Origin of the sequence: Streptomyces tagetis (assembly GCF_018069565.1) — a bacterium.
Taxonomy (GTDB): Bacteria; Actinomycetota; Actinomycetes; order Streptomycetales; family Streptomycetaceae; genus Streptomyces; species Streptomyces tagetis.
This window is the reverse complement of record NZ_JAGPNL010000009.1, coordinates 221,339-242,375: the sequence shown is the minus strand read 5'-3', so window position 1 is coordinate 242,375 and position 21,037 is coordinate 221,339. Positions and strand designations below refer to the sequence as shown.

Annotated in this window: 20 protein-coding genes, 1 tRNA gene and 1 pseudogene; 10 read left to right on the top strand and 12 right to left on the bottom strand. The window is 75.4% G+C overall.

All coding sequences use genetic code 11. From position 1 onward, the window contains the following. Positions 1-2 precede the first annotated feature (2 nt). The 3 genes from J5Y05_RS27305 to J5Y05_RS27295 form a co-directional block, all read right to left on the bottom strand. Positions 3-224: an FmdB family zinc ribbon protein gene (locus J5Y05_RS27305; protein ID WP_210875770.1), complete on the bottom strand. Its 222-nt coding sequence runs from the start codon at positions 222-224 to the stop codon at positions 3-5. A gap of 157 nt (positions 225-381) precedes the next feature. Beyond that, entirely contained in the window at positions 382-1,788 is a 1,407-nt protein-coding gene (locus tag J5Y05_RS27300) for a coiled-coil domain-containing protein (RefSeq protein ID WP_210875768.1), read from the bottom strand. Positions 1,789-1,863: 75 nt separating this feature from the next. Beyond that, positions 1,864-2,634, bottom strand: coding sequence for a DUF4097 family beta strand repeat-containing protein (locus tag J5Y05_RS27295; protein ID WP_210875766.1), 771 nt, complete (start codon positions 2,632-2,634; stop codon positions 1,864-1,866). 437 nt (positions 2,635-3,071) lie between these two features. Here J5Y05_RS27295 and J5Y05_RS27290 point away from each other — a divergent pair. The 3 genes and pseudogenes from J5Y05_RS27290 to J5Y05_RS27285 all read left to right on the top strand — a co-directional run bounded on the left by J5Y05_RS27290 (position 3,072) and on the right by J5Y05_RS27285 (position 4,139). After that, positions 3,072-3,146 (top strand) — tRNA-Val (locus J5Y05_RS27290). Positions 3,147-3,226: 80 nt separating this feature from the next. Continuing rightward, positions 3,227-3,526: pseudogene (locus J5Y05_RS32700) on the top strand (DUF6153 family protein); the annotation flags it as partial. Positions 3,527-3,821: 295 nt separating this feature from the next. Then, complete coding sequence (locus tag J5Y05_RS27285; protein WP_307854112.1) at positions 3,822-4,139, top strand: DUF305 domain-containing protein; 318 nt, start codon at positions 3,822-3,824, stop codon at positions 4,137-4,139. Between the two features lie 16 nt (positions 4,140-4,155). Here the strand turns inward: J5Y05_RS27285 and J5Y05_RS27280 are convergent, their stop codons facing one another. After that, the gene (locus J5Y05_RS27280) at positions 4,156-4,524 is read right to left on the bottom strand and encodes a DUF8825 domain-containing protein (protein ID WP_210875765.1); all 369 of its coding nucleotides are present in this window, start codon (positions 4,522-4,524) and stop codon (positions 4,156-4,158) included. 188 nt (positions 4,525-4,712) lie between these two features. On the opposite strand from J5Y05_RS27280, the gene J5Y05_RS27275 reads away from it, so the two are divergent. Further along, the gene (locus J5Y05_RS27275) at positions 4,713-4,946 is read left to right on the top strand and encodes a DUF2277 domain-containing protein (RefSeq protein WP_210875763.1); all 234 of its coding nucleotides are present in this window, start codon (positions 4,713-4,715) and stop codon (positions 4,944-4,946) included. 14 nt (positions 4,947-4,960) lie between these two features. Here J5Y05_RS27275 and J5Y05_RS27270 read toward each other — a convergent pair whose 3' ends face one another. Next, entirely contained in the window at positions 4,961-5,590 is a 630-nt protein-coding gene (locus J5Y05_RS27270; RefSeq protein ID WP_210875944.1) for a DedA family protein, read from the bottom strand. 263 nt (positions 5,591-5,853) lie between these two features. After that, complete coding sequence (locus J5Y05_RS27265) at positions 5,854-6,309, bottom strand: DoxX family protein (RefSeq protein ID WP_210875761.1); 456 nt, start codon at positions 6,307-6,309, stop codon at positions 5,854-5,856. Positions 6,310-6,572: 263 nt separating this feature from the next. On the opposite strand from J5Y05_RS27265, the gene J5Y05_RS27260 reads away from it, so the two are divergent. After that, positions 6,573-6,758 carry a DUF1737 domain-containing protein gene (locus J5Y05_RS27260; protein ID WP_210875759.1) on the top strand — a complete coding sequence of 62 codons (186 nt, stop codon included), beginning with the start codon at positions 6,573-6,575 and terminating at the stop codon, positions 6,756-6,758. A 73-nt stretch (positions 6,759-6,831) separates the two neighbouring features. On the opposite strand, the gene J5Y05_RS27255 is transcribed toward J5Y05_RS27260, so the two are convergent. Next, complete coding sequence (locus tag J5Y05_RS27255) at positions 6,832-7,476, bottom strand: HNH endonuclease family protein (RefSeq protein WP_210875758.1); 645 nt, start codon at positions 7,474-7,476, stop codon at positions 6,832-6,834. A 401-nt stretch (positions 7,477-7,877) separates the two neighbouring features. On the opposite strand from J5Y05_RS27255, the gene J5Y05_RS27250 reads away from it, so the two are divergent. Then, complete coding sequence (locus J5Y05_RS27250) at positions 7,878-8,459, top strand: TMEM165/GDT1 family protein (RefSeq protein WP_210875757.1); 582 nt, start codon at positions 7,878-7,880, stop codon at positions 8,457-8,459. Positions 8,460-8,656: 197 nt separating this feature from the next. After that, complete coding sequence (locus tag J5Y05_RS27245; RefSeq protein ID WP_210875755.1) at positions 8,657-9,316, top strand: HAD-IA family hydrolase; 660 nt, start codon at positions 8,657-8,659, stop codon at positions 9,314-9,316. Between the two features lie 326 nt (positions 9,317-9,642). Here J5Y05_RS27245 and J5Y05_RS27240 read toward each other — a convergent pair whose 3' ends face one another. After that, the gene (locus tag J5Y05_RS27240) at positions 9,643-10,584 is read right to left on the bottom strand and encodes a peptidoglycan-binding domain-containing protein (protein ID WP_247615388.1); all 942 of its coding nucleotides are present in this window, start codon (positions 10,582-10,584) and stop codon (positions 9,643-9,645) included. Positions 10,585-12,312: 1,728 nt separating this feature from the next. On the opposite strand from J5Y05_RS27240, the gene J5Y05_RS27235 reads away from it, so the two are divergent. Beyond that, positions 12,313-14,382 (top strand): MDR family MFS transporter, encoded by a 2,070-nt coding sequence (locus J5Y05_RS27235; protein WP_210875753.1) that lies wholly within the window; start codon positions 12,313-12,315, stop codon positions 14,380-14,382. Between the two features lie 35 nt (positions 14,383-14,417). Here J5Y05_RS27235 and J5Y05_RS27230 read toward each other — a convergent pair whose 3' ends face one another. Together J5Y05_RS27230 and J5Y05_RS27225 are read right to left on the bottom strand one after the other, a co-directional pair. Beyond that, a complete protein-coding gene (locus tag J5Y05_RS27230) occupies positions 14,418-14,912 on the bottom strand; it encodes a GNAT family N-acetyltransferase (protein ID WP_210875940.1) in 495 nt (164 codons plus the stop codon). Positions 14,913-15,001: 89 nt separating this feature from the next. Next, complete coding sequence (locus tag J5Y05_RS27225; protein ID WP_210875751.1) at positions 15,002-15,409, bottom strand: DnaJ family domain-containing protein; 408 nt, start codon at positions 15,407-15,409, stop codon at positions 15,002-15,004. A gap of 88 nt (positions 15,410-15,497) precedes the next feature. Here J5Y05_RS27225 and J5Y05_RS27220 point away from each other — a divergent pair, with 88 nt between their 5' ends. Next, a complete protein-coding gene (locus J5Y05_RS27220; protein WP_210875749.1) occupies positions 15,498-15,890 on the top strand; it encodes a hypothetical protein in 393 nt (130 codons plus the stop codon). Positions 15,891-15,903: 13 nt separating this feature from the next. Here J5Y05_RS27220 and J5Y05_RS27215 read toward each other — a convergent pair whose 3' ends face one another. Both J5Y05_RS27215 and proP read right to left on the bottom strand, forming a co-directional pair. Further along, positions 15,904-16,575 (bottom strand): O-methyltransferase, encoded by a 672-nt coding sequence (locus tag J5Y05_RS27215; RefSeq protein ID WP_210875747.1) that lies wholly within the window; start codon positions 16,573-16,575, stop codon positions 15,904-15,906. Between the two features lie 142 nt (positions 16,576-16,717). After that, the gene (gene proP, locus J5Y05_RS27210; protein ID WP_247615386.1) at positions 16,718-18,106 is read right to left on the bottom strand and encodes a glycine betaine/L-proline transporter ProP; all 1,389 of its coding nucleotides are present in this window, start codon (positions 18,104-18,106) and stop codon (positions 16,718-16,720) included. A gap of 631 nt (positions 18,107-18,737) precedes the next feature. Between proP and J5Y05_RS27205 the strand changes: the two genes are divergently transcribed. Continuing rightward, the gene (locus J5Y05_RS27205) at positions 18,738-21,026 is read left to right on the top strand and encodes a bifunctional glycosyltransferase 87/phosphatase PAP2 family protein (protein WP_210875745.1); all 2,289 of its coding nucleotides are present in this window, start codon (positions 18,738-18,740) and stop codon (positions 21,024-21,026) included. Positions 21,027-21,037: the final 11 nt, after the last annotated feature.

The following is a 21,037-nucleotide window of genomic DNA, read 5'->3' as shown; positions in this document are numbered from 1 at the left end:
GGTCAGCCGCAGCATCCCCCGCCGCAGCAGCCGCCGCCCCCGCCGGAGGGCCGGGGCGCCGCGGCGGGCGCGGAGGAGGTGCCGCCGACGGCGACCGTCGACAGCAGCTTCACCGTGTCGTCGTGGCCCGAGGGGCAGGCGGCGGGGGCGGAGGACTCGGCCATGGGCCGGCTCAACTCGAAGGTGTCGCCACAGCTTCGGCAGCGGTACTCGTAACGAGGCATGCGCCCAGGTTAGCGGGGGCCCGCCCCGGCGGGGCCGGGTGCGTGTGCGGGGTCCGTGGCCGGGGGCCTGTGCCGGGCCCGCGGCCGGGTGCGCGGACGCCGGGGCCCGGGGCCGGGACGGGGCGGCCCGGGGCCGGGACGGGGCACGGCGACACCGTCACTGGCCCGCGCCGCGCTCCTCGCGGATCTCCGTGACGACCCGGGTCACCGTCCGCCGTACCGCGTCCGTCTCGGTGAGGAAGTGCCAGTAGTCGGGGTGGCGGCCCTCCAGCCCGGCGACCGCGCGCTCCAGCCGGGCCACGGCGTCGTCGAGGGGCCGGGCGTGCCGGGGCTCGGGGGTGGTGCGGCCCGCCATGGCCAGCCGCTGGGCGTCGCGGATGGCGAACCGGGTCCGCTCGACCTCCCGCTCCGGGTCCTTCTGCACGGCGTTGAGCTGCCGCAGCCGGTCCCCGGCGGCGGAGACCGCCTCGTCGGTCCCGTTCAGCAGCTCCCGTACCGTCGACAGCAGGCCGGTGGCGTCCGCCCAGCGCTGCTCGGCACGGGCGGTCCGCGCCTCGGCGAGCTTCTGCTCGGCCTGGCGGACGGAGGCGGCGGCCTGGTCCGGGACCTGCTGGAGGTCCTGCCAGCAGGCGGCCGTGAAGCGGCGCCGCAGCTCGCTCAGGACCGGCTCCACCTGCCCGGCCCGGGTGGTCAGCGCCTGGGCGCGGGTCCGCAGGGTGACCAGCCGGCGGTCGATCTCGGCGGCCCGCTCGGGCAGCCGCTCGGCCTCGGCCCGTACCGCCTCGGCCTCCCGTGTGACGCGTTCGGCCCGCTCCAGGGTCTGCGGCAGGCCGTGGCGGCCCGCGCCCTCGTTCAGCCGGGTCAGCTCCGGGCCGAGGGCGGCGAGCCGGGCGGCGAGGTCGTCGGCGCCCAGCCCGGAGCCACGGGCCGCGTCCAGCGCGTCGGAGGCGGCGAGGAGTGCCTGCCGGGCCCGTTCGACGGCGGGGGCGAGCCGGGCGAGCTGGGTCTCGGCCTTGCCGAGCAGCGGGCCGAGGTCGGCCGCGTACCGGTCGAGGTCCCGCCGGACCCGGTCCAGGTCGTCCTTGGCCCGGGTGAGTTCGGTGCGGGCCCGCGCGGCGGCCGACGCCTCCAGGTCGTCCCGGTCGAGGTCGTGGGCGTCCACGGCCTCGATGTAGTGGTGGCTGGCCGCGTCGATGGTCCGGCCCAGCGCCGCGAACTGCTCCACGGCCTGCCGGGCGGCGGGGGAGGAGTCGACGGCGGCGATCGTCTCGACGGAGATCCGCAGCTCGCGCTGGGCGGTGTCCAGTTCGTAGAAGGCCGCGGCGGCGGCGTCCTTCGCGGCCTGCGCCTCCGCCCGCTGGCTCTCCGCGCGCCCGCCGAACCAGCGCCGGGTGCCGCCGCCCGCGAAGGCGGCGGGCAGCGCCAGCGCGGCGAGGAGCGGGAGCCCGATCAGGGTGACCGCGTCGCGGAGCGCCCCCGGCGGGCGCCGGGGCGCGGTGAGGCGCGGCGGGTGTGGTGCGCACGGCACCATCGGCGAGTTCGGCTGCGATGGTGTCGCCGTCACATCCCTCTCCCGTGTCGTCCGTCTTCCCGGGTCGGTCCATTGTCCCACCCGGGGAAGACGAACACACGGGCCCGGTCAGTTCGCCGTGCGCACCGTGATCGAGCCGTCCTCGGTACGGACGTCGAGGACGTGCGGGCTGGCGTCGTCGCGGCGCACGTCGGCCCGTACCGACCCGTCGCCGGTGCTCGTCGTCAGCTTGTACGCGGCCTCCGGCACGGTCACCGACACCGACCCGTCGCCGCTCCGCGCCCGCACCCGGTCCGGTACGGCGCCCAGGGTGAGGCGCACCGATCCGTCGCCGGTGCGCGCGTCGACCCGCCGGGAGGAGACCTCCGCGCGCACCGAACCGTCGTCGGTGCGCAGCTCCAGCGGCCCGGTGCTGTCGGTGACGTGCAGCGAACCGTCCTTGGTACGGATGTTCAGCGGGTCCCGGAACCCGCTCGCCCGCACGCTGCCGTCGTCGTCCAGCACCGTGACGGCGACGCCGCGCGGCACCTCGATCCGGTGCCGGGCCGAGCAGTCGGCGATGACCCCGGAGCAGCGCATCCGCAGCACCAGCCGGTCGTCCGTCATCCGCCAGCTCACCTCGGGGTCCTTGCCGAGGGTGACCGAGCCCGAGAACCATCGGGTCACCTCGATCCGCCCGTCGGCCGCCCGGCCGCCCGCGACGATCTCCAGCGCCGAGTCGTCCGAGTCGATGGTGAGCGTCTTCCCCGGCAGGGAGAAGGACCGGTGCTCGGGGTCCTTGTCGTCCTCGGCGGAGGCGCAGCCGACGAGGCCCGCCAGCAGGACGGCGACGGCGCCGGCGGCGGCCAGCGCGCGGGCGGGAACGGTACGGACGGTCATGACGGGTCTTCTCCCCCTGGACGGACGGCTGCGTGCCCCGCCGCGCGGACGCCCGCCCTGTCGGCGGGGCCCGTTCGGCGAGGCTCTATGACCGTACGGAGCACGGCTCTTGAGGGGTATCCGGGCCGCTCCCGGATCGGGGGTGGGGTTAACCCCAGGCCGGGGGAGCGGCGGCCCGGCGGGCGGGGTGACGCGGGTCCTGGCGGTGGCCCGGCGGCGGGGTGACACGGGTCCTGGCGGTGGCCCGGCGGAGGAGGGCTGCGGGGCTGTCCCGGGGGCTCCTGGAGGTGCGCCGGAGGGTGAGGCGGGAGGTGCGCCGGAGGGTGCGGCGGGGGGTGTTGCGGAGGGGCGGCGGGCACGTGCGGAGGGTGCTGGCGGGGCGCGGGCGGGGGTTTGCGGGACGGGCGCCGGGGCCATGTAGGCTGTCGACTCGTCCTGGGTGCGTAGCTCAGGGGTAGAGCGCCTGCCTTACAAGCAGGATGTCGGCGGTTCGAAACCGTCCGCGCCCACCAGGACCGGCACCCCGCCGGAGCGAGGGCCCCCGGAATCTTTCCGGGGGCCCTGCGCGTGTGCCCGCGCCCGTCTTCCCAGGATGCTCTCCGTGAGCACGCCCGAGTCCCGCGTCCGGCGCCCGCCCGTGTGGTGGTGGCGTGCCGCGTGCCTGCTCGGCGTGGTCGCCGGAGTGCCGGGGATGCACGGCCTGGCCCCCGGCGGCGGGCTCCCCGCCGCGCACGCCGCCGCGCACCCCGCCGCGCCCCACCCCGCGCCCGTGTCCGCGGCGCCCGTCACGGCGTACGCCTGTGCCGAGACGGGCGGGCCCGGCGGCGGGCACCCGCGCCACGCCGACGCGGCCTGCGCGTCCGGCGCCCTGGCCACGGGACCGGCGCTGCCCGCGCCCCGCCCTCCCTCGCCGAACTCCGGCTTCTGCGGAGATAGACGCCGCCCCTGCCCGCACCGCCCCCGGCCGAGACCGGCGCGCGGTGCGGCACACCGGCACGTCGACGATCCGATTCCCCGCAGGAGTTCACGCATGAACGGCATCCGTACCCTGACGCGCCGCACCGCCCTCCCCGGCGGCCGGCGTCACCGTGGTGCTCGTCCTCGCCGCCTGCGCCGGTGGCCAGAGCGGCGGCGGCAGCGGGCAGGAAGGCCCGCAGACCTCGCCGTCCGCGAGTGCCGGGAGTGTCATGACCGGCACCGACGCGCACAACGCCCAGGACGTCGCCTTCGCGCAGGGCATGATCCCCCATCACCGGCAGGCGCTGGACAGGGCGCGGATGACCGCCGGACGGTCCGCGTCGGCCGAGCTGGAAGGAGCCTCGGGCGCGGCCTTCGACCGGATGTTCCTGACGATGGTGATCGCGCACCACGAGGGCGCGGTCGAGATGGCCGAGGCCGAACTCGCCCAGGGCCGGCACGGCCCCGCACGGGCCATGGCCGAGGACGTCGTCTCGGCGCAGATCGCCGAGATCGCCGAGATGAGGAAGCCCCTCGGCGAGGGGTGATCCGGCTCCGCCGCGCCTACGAGCCCTGCCCGGGTGCCGCCTCGCCGGTGGCCCCGGGCGGGGTCTCGCGGGCCCGCTTCAGCTCGGAGCGCGCGCGGACGCGGTCGGCTCCGGCGACCTCGGACCAGTAGCGGTGGGTGCTCACGAAGACGGCCAGCTCGTGCTCGCGCCGGCGCAGCTTCTCCACCTCCGCCTGCTCGTCCGCGGACCAGCCGGGGGAGGCGGGGCGCTCGACCTTGCGCCAGCCGTTGTCGTCGCTGAAGCCGTCCAGCGGCTCCACGGACCAGGGGAGCCTCTTCAGCAGGGCCGACAGCTCGGCCCGGACCTGATGAAGTTCCTCCTGACCGGCGAGGAGGTCACTCGGGAAGTCATAGGTCGCAGCCACACCACAATGATACGCCTGTTCGATTTCGGAGCGCGCGTTCCCCGGATCGCTTCACGCGAACGGGTGGCCGTCCGGTCCGGCCCGGCTGTCGTACCCCTGTCCTACCGTGGAGAACGTGGGAGCCGGCGGCGTGCGCCCGTCGCACGGGCGGCGGGCGGCCCCGCGGACCGACGCAGGAGGGTGACGCCATGTGCCGCAGCATCAAGACGCTCCGACCGCCCGCGCTGGCCGAGGAGGCCACCGAGGACGAGATCAGGGCCGCCGCCCTGCAATACGTGCGCAAGGTCTCGGGGTTCCGCGCCCCGGCTGCGCACAACAGGGAGGTCTTCGACCGCGCCGTGGAGGCCGTCACCGCGGCCACCGCCCAGTTGCTGGACGACCTGGAGGTGCGCGGAGGCGCCGCCGCCCGCGGGGCGGGATGAGGAGCGCGAGGGGCTTACGCGGCCTGGGGCTGACGGCGCATCAGGAAGGCGGCGCCCGCCCCCGCGGCGAAGAGCGCGGCCAGCGACACCCCCGTCGCCAGCCAGCTCGCGCCGAGCCACTGCCCGCCGAAGTAGCCGAGCGCCACGCTGTACGCGGCCCAGGCCAGCCCCGCCAGCGCCGACCAGGGCAGGAACTCGCGGGCCCGGCGGTGCGCGGACCCGGCGACGAGAGAGACGACCGAGCGGCCGGCCGGCGCGAAGCGGGCCAGCACCACGAGCGCGCCGCCGCCGCGGGCCAGGGCGCCGCCGAGGCGCTCCTGCGCGGTGGTCAGCCGGCGGGAGCGGGCGATGGCCCGGTCCAGGCGCGGCCCGCCGCGCCAGGCGAGCCGGTAGACGACCAGGTCGCCGACGACCGAGGCGGCCGTGGCGCACAGCAGGAGGACCAGGATGTCCGGCACGTCGTGCGGGACCCGGCCGGCCGCCGCCGCACCCGAGCCCGCCGCCGCGGCGGTGGCCGCGGTGATCACCAGCACACCGCTCGGCAGCACCGGCAGGAACACGTCGAGGAGGACCGAGACGCCCACCAGCGCGTAGATCCACGGGCTGCTGATCAGCGACCCGATGCTCCCCAGACTCTCGACCACCACGACTCCCCGTCCATCCCCCGTGGGCCGGACCGTGCCGCGGTGCGGAGGACGGCAGGAGCGGCTCATCACAGCCATACAGCCTACGCGGGGGGTGTGACACAAGATTCACAGGGGGCTTCTGTGTTCGGCACGGGATGTTCACCCCGCCGTCGGAGGTCCCGGCGGCCCCGGCCCGCCGCCGGGCCGGGTGCGGGGCCGGGTGTCGGGCCCGGGTGCGGGGCGGGGTGTGGGCCGGGTGCGGGCCGGGGGTCGCCCGCCCTTCAGACCGCGACCGGCGTCCGCTCGGCGGCCGTCTCCCGCCGCCCGGTGCCGCGCCGGGCGAGCAGCCGGTCCAGGCCGAGGGCGCCGGAGCCGGTGAAGGCCAGCAGCAGGAAGGCCCAGCAGAACATGGCGGACGCCTCGCCGCCGTTCTCCATCGGCCACAGGGCGCCCGGCTGGTGCACCGTGAAGTACGCGTACGCCATCGAGCCCGAGGCGAGGACCGCGGTGGCGCGGGTGGCGAGGCCCAGCAGTACGAGGACGCCGCCGCCGAGCTGTATCACGGCCGCGTACCAGCCGGGCCAGGCGCCCGCCGCGACGGTGGCGTCGCCCGCGCCCGGGGTGCCGCCGAGGACCCCGAAGAGGGAGGCCGCGCCGTGGCAGGCGAAGAGCAGGCCGACGACGATGCGGAAGAGGCCGAGCGCATAGGGCTGCGCGCTGTCCAGGCGACCGGTCATGTGGGGGGAACTCCTTCGGTTCGGCCGGTCCGTGGGGCCGGCGGGGAGGGGGAAACCGAGCGGGGCTGCCCACGTTAGGTGTGCCTTATTAGTGCTTGCAAGTTCAACATTTAGCCAATACTTAACTCCGGGTTACCAGTTCGTAGCGGAAAACCACCCCACGTGAGGAACGTTCCACCCCGGCGGCGAACCGCGGGCGCGGTGGCCGGAATGCGGGCCCAGGGGGGACCGGGGGGCGGGTGGGATCTGGGATCATCGTCCGCATGAGCGCACCACCGGACGGCCTGCCCGTCTACCGCGTCCTGACGGGCCCCGACGACCCGGCCTTCTGTCACCGGGTGAGCGGGATGCTGGCCCTCGGCTACCGCCTGCACGAGGGCCCCGCCGTCACCTTCGACGGCGAGCGGGTCGTCGTCGCCCAGGCGGTCGTCTGGCCCGCGTCACAGTAGTCCCGCCGCCGGAGACGGACCCGCCCTCCCCCGTGCCGGACGGGGGAGGGCGGGGGGTTCGGCGTGCCGGGCGTCAGCAGCCGGCGAGCTGGTTCGTGAGCGCCGTCTTCTCGGCGGTGTCGACCGAGAGGTCGTAGTAGTACTTCACCTGCACCCAGGCGCGCACGTAGGTGCAGTGGTAGGCGGCCCGGGGCGGCATCCACTCGGCCGGGTCCTTGTCGCCCTTGGACTGGTTCACGTTGTCGGTGACGGCGAGGAGCTGCGGGCGCGTCAGGTCGTTGGCGAACGCCTGGCGCTGGGCGGTGGTCCAGGCGCCCGCGCCGGAGTCCCACGCCTCGGCCAGCGGGACGAGGTGGTCGATGTCGACGTCGGAGGCGGCGGTCCAGGTGGCGCCGTCGTAGGGCGAGTACCAACTGCCGCTGGTGGAGGCGCAGGCGGCGTCGGTGACGACGTTGGTGCCGTCACGCTTGAGGACGGTCTCGCGGGTGTTGCAGGTGCCGGACTGGGTGATCCAGTGCGGGAAGAGGCTGCGGTTGTAGCCGGTGCGGTTCTCGGTGGCCACCTTCAGGGAGGCGAGGTAGCCGCGCGCGGTGGCGGCGCTGACCGGGGTGGGGAGGGCGGCGGAGGCGGCCGGGCCGTTGAAGAGCCCGGCGGAGGCTATGAGTCCGGTGAGCGCGGCGAGGACGGTGAACCGTCGACGCGCGTAGAGCTTCGGCATGCGAACTCCCTTGAGGCGTGGGGGTGTCGGGACGCGGGCGAGGGGAATGCTCGCGGCACCGGGTGGCGCGCGGGTGTGCGGCCGGTAAGAAGTTAGTGACACGTGCATGACACGTCTAGGGGCGGCGGGGCTTTCGCCACTTCGAAGCCGCCCGGCGTCTCGCGTACCATGGACGGCGCAGAAGGGGAGTAGCTCTTCGCCGGACCGTCGACACACTGCTCAGCTCGCCTGAGCCGGCGCCCGGAGGCGGACCTCGGTCATGGGGCCGCCAGCGAGACCTTCGGCAAGCAGTGCGCGTTCCCGCCGTGCGGCGGGGACGATCAAGTGTGCTGCCGTGCCGAGGTGTCGTGACCGCAGGACCCACACTCTCGGCGGGGCGGCCCCGACCGATAGAGGACCTCTTGATCAGCTTCACCGTGACGGCGATCGTCTTCGGCGTCGTCTTCCTCGCCGAGCTCCCGGACAAGACCGCCCTCGCCGGTCTCGTCCTCGGCACCCGCTACCGCGCGTCCTACGTCTTCGCCGGCGTGGCCGCCGCGTTCGCGCTGCACGTCGTGCTGGCGGTGGCGGCGGGCAGTGTCCTGACCCTGCTGCCGCAGCAGATCGTGCACGCGGTGACCGGCGTGCTCTTCCTGGGCGGCGCGGCGATGCTCCTGCTGAAGAAGGACGACGGGGACGAGGAGATCCGCCGGCCCGAGGACCAGTCCTTCTGGAAGGTCGCCGGGGCGGGCTTCATGCTCATCCTGGTCGCCGAGTTCGGCGACCTCACCCAGATCATGACGGCCAACCTCGCGGCCCGCTACGACGACCCGGTCTCCGTCGGCCTGGGCGCGGTGCTCGCCCTGTGGGCCGTGGCCGGGCTCGGCATCGTCGGCGGACGGGCGCTGATGAAGCGGGTGCCGCTGGGGCTCATCACGAAGATCGCCGCGGTGCTCATGGCGGGCCTCGGCGTGTGGAGCCTGTGGGAGGCGGCCACCGCGTGAGGCCGGCCGGACCGCCCGCCCCCGGGGGGAGGTGTTCACCCGGGGGCGGTGGCGCGAAGCCCGACCTCTTTTGTACCGTGGAGAAACAAAGTGGCTCCCGCCCGTTTTCCCTGACCGGCGGGCGGGGCCACCTTGTCCCCCGGAACACACGGCGGGCTCCGCCGTCCGCACCCCTTCCCCCGCCCTGGAGACCGCCGATGACGGCCACGCCCTCGCTCACCGCCCGCGCCCTCCTCCTCGACATGGACGGCACCCTCGTCAACTCGGACGCCGCCGTCGAGCGGGTCTGGCGGCGCTGGGCCGACCGGCACGGACTCGACGGCGACGAGGTGATGAAGGTCGTCCACGGCCGCCAGGGCTACGCCTCCATGGCGCTGCTGCTGCCGGACCGCCCCATGGAGCAGAACCACGCCGACAACGCGCGCATGCTCGCCGAGGAGACCGCCGACACCGAGGGCGTCGTCGCGATCCCGGGCGCGGCCGGGTTCCTCGCCTCGCTGGCCGGGCTGCCCCACGCGCTGGTGACCTCCGCCGACGCCGCCCTGGCCGGCGCGCGGATGGCCGCCGCCGGGCTCGCCCTGCCGGACGTCCGGATCACCGCCGAGTCGGTCGGCGCGAGCAAGCCCGACCCCGAGGGCTTCCTCAAGGGCGCCGCCGAACTGGGCATCGCCCCCGCCGACTGCGTCGCCTTCGAGGACTCCGCCGCGGGCATCGCCGCCGCGCGGGCCGCCGGGATGCGGGTCGTCGGCATCGGCCCGCGGGCCGGTTTCCACCGCCCCGACGTCACCGTCCCCGACCTCACCCGGGTCCGGGTCACGGCGGCCGGGGACGGGACGCTGCGGCTCGACGTGGGCTGAACGGGGCCCTGGCGGGCGGCGGGGGTGGCGGGCACCGGGGCGGGTCGCTGGTTCGCCCGGGGGCACCGGATTGCCGGGTCGCCGTGCCGTTGGGGCGCCGAACCGGCGTGTCAGCCGTCCGCCGGATTGCCGGGGGCCGGATCGCCGGTCGTCGGGGCGGCGGGTGGAGTGGCGGGCCGCTGGTTCGCGGGCGGCGCCGCGGTCGCTGGGGCACCGGATTGCCGGGCCCGTTGGGGCGCCGAACCAGCGCATTACCCGTTCACCGTTCACCGGTTGCTGGGTTGCCGGATCGCCGACGGTGCTCCGCCGTCGGCGATCCGGCCGGGTCAGGGGGCCTGGGTCTCCGCCTCCAGAGCGCGCCGGGTGTCCGGACCGTAGACGCCGAGGCCGTCGCCGCGGATGCCACGCGCCCACTGGTAGACGCGGACGGAGTCCTCGACCTGGCGGCCGTAGCTGCCGTTGATCCGGCCCGTGTACAGGTGCAGTTGGGTCAGCCGCTGTTGCAGCTCCGTGACGGCGGGGCCCCGGCTGCCCCGGCTGAGGACCGGACCGCCGCCCTCGTCCGGGGCCGGGCCCACCGGGTCGGCCGTCGGGGCGGCCGGGGCCGAGGTCACCGGGGCGCTCGGCTCGTCCGGCACCGCCGCCGATTCCGAGGGACTCGCCGTGACCGGCGCGGAGGCAGAGGGCTCCGTGCTCGCACCGGCCTCCACGGGCGCGGAGGCCGACGGTGACACGGGCACCGACGCGGTCGCGGTGCCGCTCGGCGCGGTGGCGGACGGCTCGGGCGTGTCGGACGCGGTGTCCGGGACGCTCGCCCGGACCTCGTCCGGCAGGGCCCCGCTCCTCGACGGCGACTCGTAGGAGAACAGTCCGCTGACGTACCCGGCCGCGCCCACCACGGCGACGACCGCACCGGCGGCGCCCAGCAGCGCGCCACGGCGCCGTCGGCGCGGGGCGGGCGTGTCGCCGGTGCCCGGTGCGGCGGGAGACGCGGGTGCTCCGGGCGTGGCGAGCGTGGCGGGGGGCGGGATCGGCAAGGCCCCCGTGTCGAACATGCGCACGTCGCGCGAGTTGGGCGTGTCGTCGGACGGAGCGAGGGGGGTGGGCAGCGCAGAGCCCGTGCCGGCGGCGGCCGGCGGGGAGGACTGCGGGGGCGGCGTGGGGGCGACGACGCGGAGCGCCATGGTGGCTTCGGGGTCCGCCCGGGGCGTGTCGGGCGTGTTGGGTGGGTCGACGGCGGTCGGGGCGGTGGGCGGTGGGGGAGTCATGCCCTCCGGGACGGGGCCGCCGGAGGCGCGGTGAGCGCCCGGTGTGTCGGCCGATTGACGGGCAGCCGAGGGCTCGGGCGTGCCGCCGGAGGGCGCCGGAGGCGGTGCGGGCGCCGTGGGTGGCGTGGGCGGTGCGGTGCCGAGGGTCCGCAGCATCATCGTGGCTTCCGGATCGGCGCCGGGGGCTGCGCCCGGGACTGTGCCAAGGGCCGAGTCCGGGACCGTGCCGGGGGCTGCGCCCGGAACGGTGCCAGAGGCCACGCCCGGGATCGTGCCGGGGGCCACGCCCGGGATCGCGCCGGGGGCTGCGCCCGAGACGACCGCGCCGGGGGTCGCGCCCGGAACCGTGCCTGGGACTGCGCCCGGAACCGCGCCCGGGACCGCGCCGGGGGCTACGCCCGGCACCGTGTCAGAGGTCGCGTCCGAGACCGTGCCGGGGGCTGCGCCCGGGACCCCGCCCGGGACCGCGCCAGGGGTCGCGCCGGGGGCTGCTGCGCCGGAGACGGCCGTGCCCGGGGCTGCGCCCGGGGCCGTGACGGGATGCGTGCTGGGGTTCGTGTCCGGGGCACCGGCGGGCTTCGTGAACGGGTCCGTTCCGGGTTCCGTGACCGGGGCCGTGTCGGCGCCGGGGTGCGGTACGGGAGAGGGCGGGGGCGTCGCCGGGCCGTGGGCGTCGGCCAGTTCCACGTACGGGCGTATCCGCAGCGGGGTGAAGTCCTCGGCCGCTGCCGCCTGCGCCGTACGGGCGTCGCGCAGCGCCTCGGCCGCCCGCGAACCGCAGCCGCAGGAGGGCGTCCGGTCCGGCTTGCGGGGCGCCGCGCATTCGGGGCAGGCGTGCCCCGACCCTCCGGCAGCGTGCTGAGCGCCGGCCGGGACGGGTGCTCCGGCGCCGGGTGCGCCCGGTGCGCCGGCCTCCCGGTTCCCTTGGGCCTCCCGGTTCCCTTGGGCCTCCCCGGCCCCCCGGGCCTCGCCTGCCTCCAGCGTCACCTGTGCCCCGCCCGCCTCCTGGGCTCCTTGCGTCGCCCCGTCCGTCCCAGGAGCGGCCCTCTGAGCCTCCGCCGCCTCCCGCGGCCCCGGTATCCCGGACGCTCCGAGCGCACCGGCCCCGTGCGCCGGTATGCCGGATGCTCCGTGGGCTCCGGACGCCCCGGACGCCCCGTGCGCCGCTATCCCGGACGCTTCCGTCGCCTCCGCCGCCCGTGCCCCGGACGCTCCAGCCGCCCCAGCCCCGGGGGCTTCCCCCGCCGCCCGTGCCAGGGGCGCCCCCGGCACGGCGTGTGCCGCTCCGGGCGGGGGCGTCGTCGTGCCCCGCGCCTCCTCGCCCGGCGGGCTGGGTGCCGTGCCCCGTGCCTCCCTGCCCGGCGGGCTCGGCGTCGTCCCCCGCGCCTCCTCGCCCGGAGGGGGCGTCGTCCCCCGTGCCTCCTCGCCCGGCGGGCTGGGTGCCGTGCCCTGCGCCTCCCGTGCGGAGGGTGTCTTCCGTGGTTCCTGTGGTGTCCGTGAGCCCGTCGGCCGTTGCACGCGCGCGATCCCTTCCCCTGGCGGGGTCCGCCGCGATCCCCCTCGCGGTCCACTCGTAAACTCCAGAGATTATGCAGATCTCCTCCACACGCGTGCGGGCATGCCCCGGGAATTCGCGGTGACGTCCGTCTTCCGTTCAGGACTCAACAGGCCATAAACGGTCACACCGACCAGGATGGACGTGTGTGACGGCGCCTGTGGGAGGTCCTGATGGCCGCACGTGTGGGCGAGGCGAGCGATCCGGTGCGCCCCGCCGAGGAGGAACAGGTCTCCGGCGGCGTACTGGTCTCCATCGGGGCGCTGCTCCTCGGCATGCTGCTCGCCGCGCTCGACCAGACCATCGTGTCCACGGCGCTGCCCACCATCGTCAGCGACCTCGGCGGCCTGGAGCACCTGTCCTGGGTGGTGACCGCCTACCTGCTGGCCGCGACGGCCGCCACGCCGCTGTGGGGCAAGCTCGGGGACCAGTACGGGCGCAAGCGGCTGTTCCAGGCGGCGATCGTCATCTTCCTGGCCGGTTCGGCGCTGTGCGGCCTCGCGCAGAGCATGACCGAGCTGATCGCCTTCCGCGCCCTGCAAGGGCTCGGCGGCGGCGGGCTGATGGTGCTGTCGATGGCGATCGTCGGCGACCTCGTCTCGCCCCGCGAACGGGGCCGCTACCAGGGCCTGTTCGGCGCCGTGTTCGGCGCGACCAGCGTCCTCGGACCGCTGCTCGGCGGCGTCTTCACCCAGCACCTGAGCTGGCGCTGGGTCTTCTACGTCAACCTGCCGGTCGGCGTCGTCGCGCTCGTCGTCATCGCGGCCGTGCTGCACATCCCGCGCCACGGCACCCGCCACACCATCGACTACCTCGGCACCCTGCTCATCGCCTCCGTCGCCACCTGTCTGGTGCTGGTCGCCTCGCTCGGCGGCACCACCTGGGCGTGGAGTTCGCCGCAGATCCTCGGGCTGGCGGTGCTGGGCGTGCTCCTGGCGGTGGTCTTCGTGGCGGTGGAGCGCCGGGCCGCCGAACCGGTGCTGCCGCTCAAACTGTTCCGGGTCCGCACCTTCACGCTGTCGGCCGTCATCAGTTTCATCGTCGGTTTCGCCATGTTCGGCGCGATGACCTACCTGCCGACCTTCCTCCAGGTCGTGCGGGGCATCACCCCGACGTTGTCCGGCGTGCACATGCTGCCGATGGTGGCGGGCCTGCTGCTGGCGTCGACCGGCTCGGGGCAGATCGTCAGCCGCACCGGCCGCTGGAAGGTGTTCCCCCTCGTGGGCACCGCCGTCACCACGATCGGACTGCTCCTGCTGCACCGGCTGGACGAGCACAGTTCGACCGCCGAGATGAGCGTCTACTTCTTCGTCTTCGGCACCGGACTCGGTCTCGTGATGCAGGTGCTGGTGCTCATCGTGCAGAACGCCGTCCCCTACGAGGACCTGGGCGTCGCCACCTCCGGGGCGACCTTCTTCCGCTCCATCGGCGCCTCCTTCGGCGTCGCCGTCTTCGGCACGGTCTTCGCGACCCGCCTCGGCGACACGCTGGCGGACGCCTTCCGGGGCGCCCGGCTGCCCCCGGGCGTGTCGGCCGACACGCTGAAGGCCGACCCGCGCGGCATCGCGGCACTGCCACCGGCGTTGCGCCCCGCCGCGCTGCACGCCTACGCGTCCGCCATCACCGACGTCTTCCTCTACGCGGCCCCCGTCGCGCTGCTCGGCTTCGCGCTGGCCTGGTTCCTGAAGGAGGACCGGCTGCGTGGTTCGGTCACCGCGCCCGACGGCACCCAGACCCTCGCCAGCAACCCCGTCGAACGCTCCTCGCACGACGAGGTGTGCCGCGCCCTGTCGGTGCTCGGCACCCGCGAGGGCCGCCGGGAGATCTACCGCCAGATCACCGAGCGGGCCGGGTACGACCTGCTGCCGGCGGCGAGCTGGATGCTGCTGCGGGTGCGGAGGTACGGGCAGGTCGAGCCCGCCGTGCTCGCCGAGCGCAGCCCCGTTCCGCTGCACGTGGTGCTGGCCGCCGCCCGGCAGGTGGAGGAGCGGCGCCTCGCGGTGCGCGAGGGCCTCGACCTGCTCCTCACCGAGGAGGGGCACCGGGTCGCCGACCGGCTGGCGCAGGCCCGCGAGGACTCCCTGGCGGAGATGCTGGGCGACTGGTGGGGTCCAAACCGCCCGACCGACCTGGTGCAGCTCGTGAAGGAGCTGACCGCCGAACTGTGCGGCTCCGCACGCGAACGCCCCCACAACGGCGGCCACCCCCTGACCGGCACCGCGGACCCCGCGTCGGCGCCGTAGCCGTCGGCAGGCCCGTGGCGGGACCTCCGTACCCGTCAGCCCCGCAGCTCCTTGGCGAACCAGTGCCCGGCGTACGGGGCGGCGTTGTGCGGCGGGGTCTCGGTGTAGCCGAGCCGCGCGTACAGGGCGCGGGCCTCGACGAGGTCGGTCCGGGTGTCGAGGACCATCCGGCCGGCCCCCAGCTCCCGCGCCGCGTCCTCGGCGGCCCCGACCAGCCGCGCGGCCCCGCCCAGGCCGCGTGCCGCCGGGGTCAGGTAGACCCGCGTCAGCTCGGCGGTGGCGGCGTCCAGCAGCCGGACGCCCGCCGTACCGGCCGGTGTGCCGCCGTATCGGGCGACCAGCAGCCGCCCCCGGGGCGGGGCGAGGCCGGCGCCGGACTCCGCGGCGATCTCCCGTTCCAGCTCGGCGGGTTCGGTGGGCGTGCCCCGGTGCAGCAGGTACCAGCGGTCGCTGACCTCCGTGTAGTACGCCCGCCAGAGCGCCGCGGCGACGGCCGAGTCGTACGGCTCCGGGGCGATGCTCCACAGCACGTCCGCCGAAGCCACGACGGGACCCCCCGCAGAAGCCGGACCCACCGAAGAAACCGGACCCACCCGAGAAACCGCCCCCGTCGCCCCGCTCACCCCCGTTCCCGGTGTTCGCGCCACTGGTGGGCGATGGTGTCGAGGTCGTAGGGCTTGAGGCCCAGGGGCGGGCCGGGCGGGGGTTTGAACATCATGTCGCGGATCTTGGTGTTGAGGGCCTCGACGAGACGGCGGGCGGCCGATTCCGAGGGGGCGTCCAGCGCGGCGGCCAGGGTGTCCTCGGCCTCCTTGCGCAGGGCCAGGGCGGGCGGCAGGACGGAGACGCCCTCGCGGGCCATCTTCCGCTTGATCCACCACAGTTCGTCGTACGGGGCCTCCGCCTCCCGGGGGAGGGGGCGGCCGGCGCCCGCGAGCCCGGCGAACTCGCCGCGCGCCTCGGCGGTCCGGATCTGCCGGTCGACCCACGACTCGAAGTCGACGCCAGGTGGCTTTCGCTCGGTCATGAGCCCATTGTGCCGGACATCACCCGTCCGGCCGATCTATCATGCGGCGGCGGTACGCCAACGACGGATGTCTTCAGGAGGAGCGCTCGTGCTCGAACTCACCATGGCCGCCGTCGCGGCGGCCGACGCCGGGGCGACGGCCGGCATGCAGATGGCCGACGCGCCGAGCGAGCCGGGGGCCGTGCTCCACGTGGGCCGGGACCGGACCGTGTGCCGGCTGGCGACGCCGGACGACTGGCTGTTCGTCTCCCGGGTGCACCTGGAGTTCCGGTGCGGCCCCGACGGCACCTGGCAGCTCACCTGGCTGCGCGGCTCCCAGGACGACCCCTCCTCCGAGGTCCGCCTCGTCGTCGACGGGCACGTCCTCCCGCTCGCGTACGGGGGCGCCGAGGCGCTGCCCAGGGGTGGCAGCGGCGAGGTCGTGGTCCAGGACCGGCGCGAGCCGCGCAGCGTCAACGTCGGCTTCTACCACGAGGTGTGAACGGGGGCGCCGGTCAGGCGAGCACCCGGGCCAGCGCGAAGCCGTCGTAGCCCTTGGCGCCGACGGTCTGGATCGCGGTGCCGGTCAGCCGGGGATGGCTGCCGATCATCTCGAGCGCGGCCCGTGAGCCCCGTACCCCCTCGGTCGTGTCGTCGGGGTCGGCCACCTTGCCGCCCCGCACCACGTTGTCGACGACGATCAGGCCGCCGGCCCGGGTGAGCCGCAGCGCCCACTCCAGGTAGCGCGTGTTGTTGCCCTTGTCGGCGTCGATGAAGACGAGGTCGAACGGCGGCGGGTTCTCGTCCGCGAGGCGCGGCAGCGACTCCAGCGCCGGGCCCACCCGCACGTCGACCAGCGACTCCAGTCCGGCGCGGGCGATGTTGCGGCCGGCGACCTCGGCGTGCAGCGCGCTGTACTCCAGGGTGACCAGGCGGCCGTCGGCGGGCAGGGCGCGGGCCATCCAGATGGTGCTGTAGCCGCCGAGCGTGCCGATCTCCAGGATGTTCCGGGCACCCTGGAGGGAGGCCAGCAGGTGGAGCAGCTTGCCCTGGGCGGCGGTGACGCTGATCGGCGGCAGTCCCGCCGCGTCGCTGTCCCTCAGGGTGGCGGTGAGGACGTCGTCGTCGGGCGCCAGGTGCTCGTGGACGTAGGCGTCGACGTCGTCCCAGACCTGCGACTCGCTCATGCGGGGCCCCTCGTGGGTGTCTCGACAGTCTCGTTAGAGCATCTAAATAGGTGCTCTAACGAATCACTGTCGAATATAGCCGCGGGCCGGGCGGCCTGTCAGCCGGCCGCCCCGCGTGTCCCCTCCAACGGCCCTGGGGGCCTCACTCCTGACGCTCGACCCTCTCGACCCCCTCGACCGCCGGGGCCGAACCCGGCAGCGGGCGCCCGGCCGACTCGGTCATGAACCACACGGCCACACCGCCGACCACGGCCGCCGCCATCATGTAGTACGCGGGCATCATCACGTCGCCCGTCGCCCCGATCAGCGCGGTCACGACCAGCGGGGTCGTCCCGCCGAACAGGGAGACCGACACGTTGAAGCCGATCGACAGCGAGCCGTAGCGCACCCGGGTCGGGAAGAGCGCCGGCAGGGCGGCCGGCATCGAGGCGGTGAAGCAGACCAGCAGCAGCCCCAGCGCGCCCATGCCGAGCGCGATCGCCGGCAGACCGCCCTGGCGGATCAGCAGCAGCGCGGGCACCGACAGCAGCAGGAACCCGGCACAGCCCGCCGCGATCACCGGCCGCCGGCCGACCCGGTCGGTCAGCGCCCCGGCGAACGGCTGGACCACCATCATCAGCACCATCACGCCGAGGACGACCAGCAGCCCGTGCGTCGTGTCGTACTTCAGCTCGCTCGTCAGGTAGCTCGGCATGTACGACAGCAGCATGTAGTCGGTGACGTTGAAGACCAGCACCAGGCCCACGCAGAGCAGCAGCGCCCGCCACTGGCCGGTGACCATCTCGCGCAGCGGCACCCGGGGCCGGGCCGACTCCGCCTTCTCCATCTCGGCCGCGAAGGCCGGGGTCTCCTCCAGCCGCGTGCGCAGGTAGAGGCCGATGATGCCCATCGGGCCGGCGATCAGGAACGGCAGGCGCCAGCCCCAGGAGGTCAGGTCGCCGTCGGAGAGCAGCGCCGTCATCAGCGTGACCAGCCCCGCCCCGCCGACGTACCCGGCGAGCGTGCCGAACTCCAGCCAGCTCCCGAGGAAGCCGCGCCGCTTGTCCGGCGCGTACTCGGCGATGAAGGTGGCCGCGCCCGCGTACTCGCCGCCGGTCGAGAAACCCTGGAGCAGCCGCGCGGCCAGCAGCAGCACCGGCGCCCACACGCCGATCGTCGCGTACGACGGGATCAGGCCGATGGCGAACGTGCCCGCCGCCATCATGATCATCGTGAAGGCGAGGACCTTCTGCCGCCCCACCCGGTCGCCGAGCGGGCCGAACACCGCGCCGCCGAGCGGCCGGACCAGGAACGCCGCCGCGAAGGCGCCGAACGTGGACAGCAACTGGGCGGTCGGGTTGCCCGAGGGGAAGAAGACCTTGCCCAGCGTGACCGCGATGTAGCTGTAGACGCCGAAGTCGAACCACTCCATGGCGTTGCCCAGCGCCGCGGCCTTGACGGCACGCCGCACGAGGGCGGGATCGGTGGCGGTGGGCACGGCGGAGCCGTGCGGCGCGCTGGAGGGGTGGGTGGCGACGGTGGCAGCCGACAAGGGTTCGCTCGCCTTCCTTTCACAGGGGACAGGGACGTCACGACCCGCACGGCGGCGCTGTCGCCGGGTCGGAAGCCGCCCACGGCACGGGGCCGGGGCCGGAAGAACGGCCCGGGGCGCGGAGCCCGGGGCCGGAGGGCCCGCGACGTCCGCCGCAGGGCCGGAAATCGACCATAGACGCCGATGTGCCGGTTACGCCCGGTACGCTCTCCGTCGCCCTCGGCAGCAAAAGCGCGTGCACGCAGGGAGATCCGGCCGCCACGGAGCGCGGCTTCCCGGGCCCGCCTGTGACCCTTCTCGCTCCGGGAGTCCGGCCCGCACGGGAACCGGACCGGCACGGACACCCCCCGGCGGCACGGACACCCCCCGGCGGCACGGACACCCCCGGCGGCGCGGGAGGCGGGAGGCGGGAAGGGCGGCGGGACGAGGTTGGCGGGACGAGGGCGGCGGGAGGCGGGAGCGGGAGTCGACCCGTCCGGACGATCGTCATCCGGACGAAAGGAGGGTGACGGTCAGGTGGCGGCGCGGTTGCCGCGTCTGTCTCCGGGGACGGCGCGGGTCTCATAGGGTGCGCAGGGACACCAGCGCGCCGCACGGACGCGGACGGGACGGGGCGGGAGGCCGACGGGGCGTGGCGAATGCGGAGCACAGCGGGCGGCCGGCGGAGACCTTCGGGGCCACCGCCGTCGGACCGGCCGGGGAGCGGCTGCGCGCGGTACGGCTCGGCCTCTGGCTGGTCGCCGCCCTCCTCGCCGTCCGGCAGCTCACCGCCGTCCTCGGCACCCCGCGCGGGGAACGCCTGACGGACCTGGAGACCTGGGTCGGCCCGCACGGGGTGCTGCACGTGGGGGGCTCGCTGTACGAGTCCACCCGGTTCACCGGCACGCCCTTCACCGGCCTGGTCCTCAAACCCCTCACGCGCGCCGCCGAGCAGGCCCTCGGCTGGGGCTGGACCTTCGGCTCGCTGCTGCTGGTCGTCGCCCTCGGCCTGGTCGCCGCCCGCGCCCTGCCGCGGCCCGTCGGGCGCCGGACGGCGCTGCTGGCGGCGCCGGTCGCGGTGAGCCTGCTGATGCTCTCCCTGCCGGTGCGCAACGCGCTGTGGCTCGGCCAGACCAGCATCATCCCGGTCCTGCTGGTCCTGCTCGGCTGCTTCGTCGTGCGCGGGCAGCGGGCGGGCGGCGCCCTCATCGGTGTCGCCGCCGCCCTTCAGCCGACGGTCCTGCTCTTCGTCCCGCTGCTCTGGTTCACCGACCGCCGGCGGGCCGCGCGGGCCACCGGCGCCGCCTTCGCCGGGTGCACCGCGCTGACCTGGGTGCTCATGCCCGGGGACTCCGCCACGTACTGGGTGCACCACCTCGCCGGGGTGGGCCTGGGCGGCGCCGCCGACGACCTCGCCAACCAGTCCCTGCACGGCGCCCTGCTGCGGCTCGGCCTCTCCGGCCCGCCGGAGATCGCCCTGTTCGCCCTGGCGGGCGCCGCCGTGGCCGTGCTCGGCCTGCGCCGCGCCGTGCGCTACGCCCGTGACGGACAGCTCCTGCTCGCCGTCGCCGTCACCGGCTGCGCGGCCGTGGCGATCTCCCCGGCCACCTGGCAGCACCAGCTCCTGTGGGTGCTGCTCGCGGTGGTCGGCCGGGTCGGCAAGCGCGCCTCCGACCGGCTGGTGTGGCCGGTCGCGGTGGTCCTGGTGATGTCGCTGCCCGCCAAGATGATGCTGCCGAACATGGCGGTCCTGTTCCCCCTGCGCGACAACCTGGTGCTGCTGGCGGCGGTGGCCGCGGCCGTCGCGGTGCCCTTCCTGCCGCGCACCTCGCCCTTCTTCGAGCGGCCGGTGCCGACGGAGTACGCGCCCCCCGTCCCGGCGCGGCTGCGCGGGGTCCCCCTGCTGCCCTTCCTGCGCCGGGTCCTCACCCGCCCCAACCTGCTGCTGGAACTGCTCCTCATCCGGGTCACGTACGCCGCGTACTCGCACGTCCGGCTGGCGGCGACCGGCGGCAGCAACGAGGCGGGCCGCGCGCGGGCCGAGCGGCACGGACACCAGATCCTCGACCTGGAGCGCGTGCTGCGCCTGGACATCGAGCACGCGGTCAACCACGCGGTGGTCGGGATCGGCTGGCTGCGCGACTTCTTCGACTTCTACTACACGTCGTTCCACTTCGTCGTGCCGCTGACCGTCCTCGGGCTGCTGTACTGGCGCCGCCCGGCCGACTACCGCTGGGCCCGTTCCTCCCTCGGCTTCACCACGCTGCTCGCGCTGGCCGGCTTCTGGCTCTACCCGCTGGCGCCGCCGCGGCTGATGCCGACGCTCGGGATCATCGACACGGTCCACGGCGTGCAGGACTTCTCCAAGCCGGACTACGGCACCCTGACGGCGCTCACCAACCAGTACGCGGCGATGCCGTCGCTGCACTTCGGCTGGTCGCTGTGGTGCGGGGTGGTGATCGCGGTCATCGCGCCGAGGGCGTGGGCGAAGGCGCTGGGGCTGCTCCACCCGCTGTTCACCGCCTCGGCGATCGTGGCGACCGGCAACCACTGGGTGCTGGACGCGGTCGGCGGCGCGCTGGTGGTGGGCGGCGGCTTCGGGCTGACGTACCTGTTCCAGGGGCCGAGGGGGCGCACGGTCACGGCGGTCACGGCGGGGGCGGCGGGGGCGGCGGGGGCGGCGGGTCCGTCCCCGGCGGGTTCGTCCGCCGTGGGGGAGGCCGTAGAAGAGATGGTCACGCCGCGCGGCGGTCCCCCGGGCGCCGCCGAGGCGGCTGCGGACGGCGGCGGTACGCGCGGCGGCCGGGGTACGGCAGGCAGGGACGCCGGGGGCAGGGGCGGGGCCGGCAGGGACGCGGAGGGAAGGGACCCGGAGGGCAGGGACGCCGAGGGCCGGGACACGGACCCGCAGCCTCCGGCGCCGGACCGCGCCCCGGGGTGACCGGGGCACGC